This is a genomic window from Stieleria sedimenti (assembly GCF_025060895.1).
Lineage (GTDB): Bacteria > Planctomycetota > Planctomycetia > Pirellulales > Pirellulaceae > Stieleria > Stieleria sedimenti.
In genome coordinates this window covers 1-9108 of record NZ_JANZKV010000120.1, presented here as the reverse complement: position 1 = coordinate 9108, position 9108 = coordinate 1, and the positions used below count along the sequence as shown (strand labels likewise).

Below are 9108 nucleotides of genomic sequence, written 5' to 3'. Positions count from 1 at the left end.
CGCTCGACTCCCAAGGATCGGCGCGTCGCGTGTTTGTTCGGATTCGTCTTTGAGTCAAAGAAAAATACCCTCGGACCACACGACGCGAGTCACGGGGGAGTCGTGCGCCGGTGGATCACTCGATGGGCGATAAGAGATCAAAACGGCTCCCGCACCAAAACGCGGACGACCTACGGCCAGGCGACTCAAGAATCTGGCGTCAGCCTACGGCCCGGAGTCTCATGCTGGCCCCGACCCACCGCGACCGCACGTCAACCATCGAAGCGGAAAGCAATTCGATTAAATTTGACGACAGCCGAAACCGGGCGGCCGCCATAGAGTTGGACTTCGCATGCCGCGTCGTCGGCCGCTCCGGTTGACGGCAATGTTAACTAGTGCTTTGTTCCATTTCAATGTTCGGGTCGATGAGAGATTCGCGAAAAGGGGTCAGACCCGAATGCCGCGTGGTTAAGGGCCAAAAGCCCACGGATAGTTGACTTCGATGCAGGCAGCGCAACCCGTAGTGCTAGCTAATCAGAAGAGCATTTTTTGTGCCGGGGAACATCAACTTTATTCTTTAAAATCACGACGGAGCCCCGTTTTAATGTGATGAACGTCTAAACCCATCACGCTCAACGAAAGGCCCCGCCGTGACACAAAAGCCTATCAATTCTTTGTCTCGTTTGGCAAGTGAACTCGATTCCGAGCCTGAACAATCACTGATCTTTGAACGATTCTTGCCAGCATCGGAGGTGCTAGAAATCTGCGAGAACGTGGGGCACCGGTTCCGCGACCGGGTCTACACGCCTGTCGTCACGCTGTGGATGTTTCTCGGCCAGACCCTCTCGCCCGACCATTCTTGTCGTGATGCCGTACACCGACTCAACGCCTGGCGCGTCAAGCACGGAAAGACAAAGGTTGACTCCAACACGACCGCGTACTGTGAAGCCCGACTGAGATTGCCAGAGAAAGTCTTCCAAGAGTTATCCCAGCGAAGCGCCACGAAGTGCAGTCAGAATGCGGCGGGGCGATGGCAATGGAAGGGGCACGATGTAAAGGTCGTCGACGGATTCACATTGACGATGCCTGATACGCGTGAAAATCAAAGAGAGTATCCGCAGCAACGAGGGCAGAAGAAAGGATGTGGCTTTCCGATGATGCGTTGCGTCATGCTATTCTGTCTCGCCACTGGGGCCGCATTGGATCTCGCGATGGGGCCGTATCGAGGCAAACAAACCGGCGAAAACAGTTTGATTCAGGCAATCAATAACCTGCTTTTTCCCGGTGAAATCCTATTGGCCGATCGTTACTACGCGACGTTCGGAAATATCGTCCAGGCGATCAAAGGCGGGTACCACGTCGTGATGAGATCTCACCACAAGCGCAAGATCGACTTCCGTCGCGGCTTCAAGCAGGGCAGCTATGACCAGATAGTCACTTATGAAAAACCTACTTGTCGCCCTGTTTGGATGTCCAAGCAAGAGTACCGCGAATGCCCTGCCTTCATTTTAGTAAGACACGTCAGCTACCAAGTAAAACGCAAAGGCTTTCGAGCCCGACGCATCATTTTGGCGACGACAATGCTCGATGCCAACGCTTACAGTGTTGACGACCTCGCCGATCTATACTGCCGGAGATGGCAAGTGGAACTTGATATTCGCAGTCTAAAGACGCACATGCAGATGGAGCATCTGCGTTGCAAAAGCCCTGCGATGGTTCGCAAAGAAATTTATGCCCACATGATCGCGTACAATTTGATCCGCGACTTAATCGTTCGCACGTCGATCATCTACGACGTATCACCGAAAAGCTTGAGCCACAAAGGAACCGTTCAGGCTCTCAACGCTTTCGCGCAGAGCTTGCACGCTGGATCCGATCGGATCAACGCACTGGAAGCGGCTTTGTATGAATCGATCATGGAGCACCCGATTGGCGACCGGAAACCAAGAATTCATCCTCGTGAAATAAAACGTCGACCGAAAAGCTACAAGCTGATGCAGAAGCCGCGGCACGCCGCCCGAAGGTCAGCGGCATGAACCACTTACGACTAACCACGCGGCATTCGGGTCAGACCCCTTTTCGCTGGCCAACCCTAATTGCAAATTGGAACAAAGCACTAGCGTTCATTGCGCCGGAAATGAATTCCCAGTCGGTTGGAAACGCCATGCCATTCATTGTCATCAATTTTCCATCTTTGAACCAGACCTCGACCATGCAACCATCGCGTTCATAGACCTCAACAACATCTGGACGGGTGATTGGGCCGTCCATCGAATCCGATGTCCCATAATGATCGCCAAGCATCGCATAGCGGGGTTGGCCAATCAGTTCTTCAAGTTGTTGTCGGTTGGCACACTCCAGTGCGGATTGGAGCAGCAAACCGGACGTCTTGACACGGCCGTCGTACTGACGACGTAGTCGTTCGGCAAAGAGGCTAGCAACGGGTGCCACTGCATGCATCCAAAACGGAAACTCAAGCGGTGGACGCTCGGATCGAGGGCGCAAGTCTGGACGAGGTTCGATCATCCATTCAGTCCAACGAACAGTAGCCGTCACCGAGGACGGACGGTTGATTTTCCATTGGTAAAACCGCGCAAGCCGTCCTTGGGTGCACGGCCTGGTAACGCCTCAACGGTGTAGGGGAAGGCAAGCTCGAATGACAGGCTGGAAGCCTATCCCACTTAGCGGACGATTCGCCAACAGCGGTGGATGCGGCGGTTGCGAAAGTCTTCCGGGACGGTCTGCTTGGAGATCTCGTGGCACTCCGACACCTCCAGGTCCGCCGGATCAAACTTGAAGCGGCGAAAGTTGGTCGAAAAGAAAATCACTCCGCCCTTGCGGACCAACGGCAACAGACTTTGCAACATCGGCACGGCATCGGTCTGCACGTTCCAATCACGCTCGGTCTTCTTGCTGCGTGAATACGTGGGAGGATCGAAGACCACCAAGTCATAGCGTTCACCCGGCGGATGCTCGGCGATGAACTGGGCGACATCGCTGGCGATGAACGTGTGCCCGTCTTGGCGTTTTTCGTCGATCAGTCCGTTGATCCGCAGGTTCTCTTTCGTCCAGGAAAGGTAGGTGTTGGAGAGATCAACACTGGTCGTTTTCCGCGCGCCGCCGGCGGCCGCGTAGACGGTGAACGATCCGGTGTAGGAGAACAGATTGAGCAGCCATTTTCCTTCGGCGAGGTCGCGGACCATCGAACGCGCGATGCGATGATCGAGAAACAATCCGGTGTCGACATAGTCGTCCAAGTTAACGAGAAACTTCAAACCGCCTTCTTGAACCACGATCCGGTTTCCGGTGTGATCGACTTTCTCGTGCTGCGTGTTGTCTTTTTGGCGTCCGCGACGCTTGAAGTGGACGTTGGTCGGCGGCACGTCCAGGGTCTCGCCGGCGGTCCGCGCCATCAGGTCCAACCAGTTGGCGTGCTGGGCGGGATCGCGATCATGGGGCCGCTCGTACTCGGTGATGTGCAAATGGTCTTCGTAACGGTCGACGATCAACGGGATCTCGGGAATGTCGCGTTCGTACAACCGAAAACAAGTGATGTTGCGTTTGGTCGGCCAGCGCCGCAGGTGTTTGGCACGTTTGCGCAACCGCGTGGCGAACAGGTCGGCTTGATGGATGGCCTTGTCATCCAGGTGACCGAACGCGGCCGGTCCGTCGGCGTGCGTGTACGGTTTGACGGGTGCTTGGGTAGCGGCTTTGCCGGCTTTCGATTCGCCGGCTTTCGATTCAATGGGGCTCGCTTCACGATCGGATGCGGCTTCCGCGTCCGTGGTCTCCTGGTCAGATTCTGGAACCTGCTGGCCGATGACACGTTTGGGGCCATGGAACTGATAGTACGTGCATTCGATCCGGCCGTTGTAGAGTTTTCTTCGTCGGTCGGCCTGCCGCCCCACCGCGGCCTCGAAATTCGGATAGGCGGTCAGAAAGTAATGCGACCACGTCGGCAACCCGCGCAGCACTTCGGGAAGCGATCGGTACAACGTGTCGAGCTCTCGGTCTTCCCCGATACGTTGGCCATAGGGCGGGTTGGTGATCAGACAACCGAAGCGGCGTCGGTTGGTCAGCTTGAGTGCATCGCCGGGTTGAAAGTGAATCGAATCGGCCACCCCGGCGCGAGTCGCGTTGTCACGGGCCGCGCGGAGGACCCGACCGTCGATGTCGCTGCCGAGAATCCGTTCTTCGATCGAGTCGACTTGTGCGGCCCGCGCTTGGCTGCGCAGATCCGGCAACAGCGTCGGTGGGACCGTGGGCCAGGATTCGAAGCTGAAATCGCGATCGATGCCGGGCGCGATGTTGTGCCCGATGCGTGCCGCTTCGATCGGAATGGTGCCGCTGCCGCAAAACGGATCCAACAGCGGGCGGTCGGGTTTCCAAAAGCTGAGCAGCACCATTGCCGCGGCCAACGTCTCTTTCAGGGGGGCCTGGGAGATGTCAGTGCGATACCCCCGGCGATGCAGACTGCGGCCGGTCGTGTCGATGGTCAGCGTCGCGACGTCTTTCAGCAGCGCGATGTCGATTTTGAAGGGAGGGCCGGTTTCATCCAAGGTCGTGGTCGCATGATCACGCATCATGGCATCAACGACCGCGCGTTTGACGGCCCGCTGACACGCAGGGACGCTGGAAAGTTGTGATTTGATGGACCGCCCGGTGACGGGAAATGCGGCGTCGATCGGCAGCAGATTCCCCCACGGGAGCGCGCGAACGGTTTCGAACAGGGCGTCGAAATCCGCGGCAGGAAACTCGGCGACGCGAAGCAGCACGCGGTCGGCGCAGCGCAACTGCAGGTTCGCGCGGGCGACGGTTTCCAGGTCGCCGCGAAAGTGCACCCGCCCAGATTCGCCGATCGAAGCCTCCATGCCGAGTGATTCCAGCTCTCGGCGGACGATCGCTTCGAGTCCGAAGGCGGAGGTGGCGATGAGATCGTGAGTCGATTGCACGGAGTCTGTCGTGGGGTACGGGTCTGTCGTGGGGTATTGTTCGTTCGGCGGCAGGATGATCCGAGAATAACAGACCTGCCCCGGCGGGATAGGTGCGGGGATCGGCGGGGTGAGGCTCTGGAAGCCTTTTCCACAGAGATCGTCAGGCTGGAAGCCAATCCCACCAGCATCGACAGGCTGGAAGCCTATCCCACTGGCGGATGCAGGCCGAATCGGCGATTTCGCCCCGACTACCAGCGCCCCGGGCAGACGGAGTACACTCTTGGGCTCGCCCACCCCGTTTCCCGCCTCAGAAAACGACTTTCGATCGGATATTCAATGACGAGTTCCACGACTCAGAAATCCAACGGCATGTGGATCATTGCCGCCTTGGTGGTGTTGTTGCTGATACTGCACCAAGACAACTGGTTTTGGACCGATGACACGCTGGTGTTCGGTTTCCTGCCGATCGGCTTGTTTTGGCACGCCTGTATCTCGATCGGAGCCAGTTTGACCTGGGCGTTGGCAACGGTGATCGCTTGGCCACTTCCGGACGAAGCGGATGAAAACGGCGACGTTTCTTCAACCGAGGAGGCGGCATCGTGAACCATCCAGGACTCCCCCAATTAATCATCATCCTGATCTACCTGGGTTTGCTGCTGCTGCTCGGGTTGTCGTCGAGTCGCCTGTTCAAGGGCACCAAAGAGGATTACCAGGTCGCCAGCCATTCGATCGGCCCGTTCCTGTTGCTGATGAGTCTGTTCGGGACCACGATGACGGCGTTTGCGTTGGTCGGCAGCAGTGGCGAAGCTTTCAAGGAAGGCATCGGCGTCTACGGGATGCTGGCCAGTAGCAGCGGCATCATCCACTCGCTGTGTTTCTTCTTGATCGGCGTCAAGGTTTGGAAGTTTGCGCGGCGACACAAATACACGACGCAAATCGAATTCTTTCGCGATCGGCTCGAAAGCGACTTCATCGGCTTGCTGCTGTTTCCGATCCTGGTCGGGCTGGTGGTGCCCTACCTGTTGATCGGCGTGATCAGCAGCGGAACGGTGATTCAATCGTTGACGGCAGGCCTGGCACCCAACCTGGAGATGTTTCAGGCGTTCACGCCCGACGGCAATCCGATCATCGCACTCAACGGTGGGGTCCCGCCGTGGCTGGGATCGCTGGTGATTTGCGTCGTGGTGCTGGCCTACGTGTTCTTTGGCGGCATGCGTGGGACCACCTGGGCAAATACGCTGCAGACGATCGTGTTCATGATTTTGGGCGTCGTCACGTTTTACGTCATCGCGTCACGCCTGGGCGGACAAGACGGTTTGATGGCGAACCTGAACGCGCTGGCCGAATCGGTCCCCGAAGAAAAGATCACGCGGATGGAGATGAGCAAGACGAAGTTCTTCACGTACTTGCTGATTCCGCTCTCGGTGGGCATGTTCCCCCACCTGTTCCAACACTGGATGACCGCCAAGAGCGCCAACACGTTCAAGGTTCCGGTGATCTGTCACCCGATCTTTATCATGATCGTTTGGGTCCCCTGCGTGCTGGTCGGCATTTGGGCGACGGGCGATTTGATTCCCGCGAAACCACCGCTACCGAGCAATCCGAACACGATTTTGCCATTCCTGGTCAAGACGCAAACCGGCAAAGTGCTCGGCGGCTTGTTGGCCGCGGGGATCCTGGCGGCGATCATGAGCAGTCTCGATAGCCAGTTCCTCTGCATCGGCACGATCTTCACCAACGACGTGCTGACGCATTACAAGGGCAAAGAAAACGTCACCGATGCTCAACAGGTTCTCTACACCCGTTTGTTCATCATCGGAATCGTCGCGATCACCTATCTGCTCAGCCTGGGCAATGTGAAGAGCGTGTTTGCGATGGGCGTCTGGTGCTTTAGCGGATTCAGTGCACTATTCCCGATCGTCTTTGCCGCGCTCTATTGGCGTGGCCTGTCGGCCGCCGGCGCGATCAGCGGAATCTGTGCAGCGATCGTCAGTTGGAGTGTGATGTTCTATCAAGCACTGGAGCAAGATGCGCTGCGAACATTCGTGTTGAAGTTGCCGCTGGGTGGTGAAGAGTACGAGATCATGCCGGTCGTCGTGATGTTGGCCAGTTCGCTGGTGACAATGATCGCCGTGTCGTTGGTCACACCGAAACCGAGCGAAAAGACGTTGGCTCGGTTCTTTTAGCGTCGTTTGTGGAGCTGCTGTGGGTTGGACGCCTCGGTCCGACCGGAGTGGTTTCTGTTAGCGGTAGGGCGGAGCCCGGGAACAAGGCGGAAGTCGTCAAGTCCTTCGCAGCGCCGGCCCTCTCTGGCGTCTGCTTGCTGCGCAAACGCCGTCTCTCCCAGAGGGAGAGAATCTAAATGGGTTGCAAAATCCTGCAGTAAAAGAATCGACGTCCCCCGCGATACCCGGTTCACTGTCGCTGCTCTTTGTCGCAGCTCTCGTCCAGCGGTGTGGCTTCACCGACCTGATCGACGGGGTGGGTGTAGAGATAACGCCAGACGGGTTCGTGCATGAACGAACCGTCGGACGGGTTCTTGTGGGCTCGGCTGCCCGGCTGGACGCTGCTGTGGGCACGCCCTGCGTCGCCACCGACATCGAAATCGGTGATCAGCCGACGGGTGTTGGAGTACGGCGGCGAAGCCTGATCGACGTTCACGATGGGGCCGAACTTGTGCATCCCCAACAATTCCCAGCTGCGACAGTAATGGTCGCCGGTCCACCCCCCATCCAAGACGTGCGAAAACCCGAAGTAGCAATTTTCAGGTGTCGCCGAGGGCAGGGCCTGCCAAACCTGATGCTGATCCCGCGGACCACACAACGCCACGACTCGACTGACCTTCACATGCTTTGCAAAGCGGGCCGCGGTGGTCGATCCGTGCGAACTGCCCGACATGATCACGTCTTCCCATCGAAGTTGCGAACGGTCCTCCGTCAAGAACTGACCCCAGTTGCCCTCGGGATGTTTCTCGCTGAGCCAGCGCACGAACTGTAGTGAACGTTCCATCATGCCATCAGGCTTCGGGATGTCGACTTCGTCGCTAAAGTCTTCTCCCGTCGCCGCTTCCAGTCGAATGTTGCCGCGACAATGTTCCCCGACCGGCGTTTCGCGACAACAAATGGAGAACCAGCGGTTGGCGTAGTGTGGCCGGATCACATGCAACCCGTAGCTGTTCAGGCGATCGAACAGGGCGGTGTTGTTGCCCATCAGCCAGATCACCAGTTTGCCTTTGGCGGGGACGTTCGTGTCAACCGACGCATGCTGCACGTCGGCAGGTCGACCCTTGGCGTCTTCGATCAAGAACCCGATTTCGGGATGGGCCTGGCAGCGGGGATCGATTTCACTGGCCCTGGCTTCGAACCGGGTGGGTGAACCAGTGGGTTCGGCCGCCTGAGTGAACGTGGCAAGTGCGAATGCGGAAAACGCAATTGCAGGAAGTGGAAACGCAACGGCGATCATGCTCGCGAATCGGTGGTGTGTCATCAAGTTGCCAGTCGGATACTGGGAAAGGTTCAGGGAAAGAGGTTGCCGCAATCGACAGTCAGTTCACAGTCCTCGCAAACACGAAGCTTGATCTGGCTGCCTGGTCTCGAACGCCGCCACTGGCGGTCACTGCCACGCAACCACATCACGACGCTGTTGTCAGCCGGATCCACGACCAGGTAGGAACCGGCATCGTGATCACGGTAGAGTTCTTGTTTGAAGGTGAGATCACGCTCGCGTGTTGCATCTGAAAGCACTTCGACGACGATCGCCGGAGGCGTCTGGACATGTCGATCCGGGATGCCCTCACAGGACACAATCACATCGGGTCTGACAACCGTGTCGTCACTGACAATCCAATCGATTTCGGGAAGCACTTCTGCCTGGCAATCAGATTCGACGATCGCCTGACGCAATTCGAACGCGACTCGCGACGCAACCGCTTGATGGCGGCCGAAGGGGCTGGGGCTCATCGCGACCGGAATACCGGACCACAGCTCCCAGTCCCCGTCCCAGCCGAGATAGTCGGAGACGGTGTATTGGGGAATGTATTTAGGAGCGGCGGACATGGTTTCGGTTGACGGGGTGTGTGCCGTGGACGGGACGTTCAACGCAACCCATTGTAACGAACATTGTCGATTCATCCTCCAAGATCATGTGCAACAAATCCACCCGCGGTCGCTTGGCCCCTTGCTAACGCGTGCGGGCT

At 57.7% G+C, this 9108-nt stretch carries 7 protein-coding genes; 3 read left to right on the top strand and 4 right to left on the bottom strand.

Features of this window, described 5'->3' with window-relative positions; all coding sequences use genetic code 11:
- The first annotated feature begins 716 nt into the window (after positions 1-716).
- Positions 717-2015 (top strand): IS4 family transposase, encoded by a 1299-nt coding sequence (locus NZK35_RS16320; RefSeq protein ID WP_259633597.1) that lies wholly within the window; start codon positions 717-719, stop codon positions 2013-2015.
- A 31-nt stretch (positions 2016-2046) separates the two neighbouring features.
- Here NZK35_RS16320 and NZK35_RS16315 read toward each other — a convergent pair whose 3' ends face one another.
- A complete protein-coding gene (locus tag NZK35_RS16315; RefSeq protein ID WP_259633596.1) occupies positions 2047-2505 on the bottom strand; it encodes a hypothetical protein in 459 nt (152 codons plus the stop codon).
- A gap of 155 nt (positions 2506-2660) precedes the next feature.
- A complete protein-coding gene (gene rlmKL, locus NZK35_RS16310) occupies positions 2661-4931 on the bottom strand; it encodes a bifunctional 23S rRNA (guanine(2069)-N(7))-methyltransferase RlmK/23S rRNA (guanine(2445)-N(2))-methyltransferase RlmL (RefSeq protein WP_259633595.1) in 2271 nt (756 codons plus the stop codon).
- A gap of 318 nt (positions 4932-5249) precedes the next feature.
- On the opposite strand from rlmKL, the gene NZK35_RS16305 reads away from it, so the two are divergent.
- A complete protein-coding gene (locus tag NZK35_RS16305; protein WP_259633594.1) occupies positions 5250-5516 on the top strand; it encodes a DUF3311 domain-containing protein in 267 nt (88 codons plus the stop codon).
- Positions 5510-7099, top strand: coding sequence for a sodium:solute symporter family protein (locus NZK35_RS16300; protein WP_323379643.1), 1590 nt, complete (start codon positions 5510-5512; stop codon positions 7097-7099). Before NZK35_RS16305 ends, NZK35_RS16300 begins: the two co-directional genes overlap by 7 nt.
- Before the next feature lie 229 nt (positions 7100-7328).
- On the opposite strand, the gene NZK35_RS16295 is transcribed toward NZK35_RS16300, so the two are convergent.
- Entirely contained in the window at positions 7329-8399 is a 1071-nt protein-coding gene (locus NZK35_RS16295) for a BPSS1187 family protein (RefSeq protein WP_259633592.1), read from the bottom strand.
- A gap of 29 nt (positions 8400-8428) precedes the next feature.
- Positions 8429-8968 carry a Uma2 family endonuclease gene (locus NZK35_RS16290; RefSeq protein ID WP_259633591.1) on the bottom strand — a complete coding sequence of 180 codons (540 nt, stop codon included), beginning with the start codon at positions 8966-8968 and terminating at the stop codon, positions 8429-8431.
- Positions 8969-9108 lie beyond the last annotated feature (140 nt).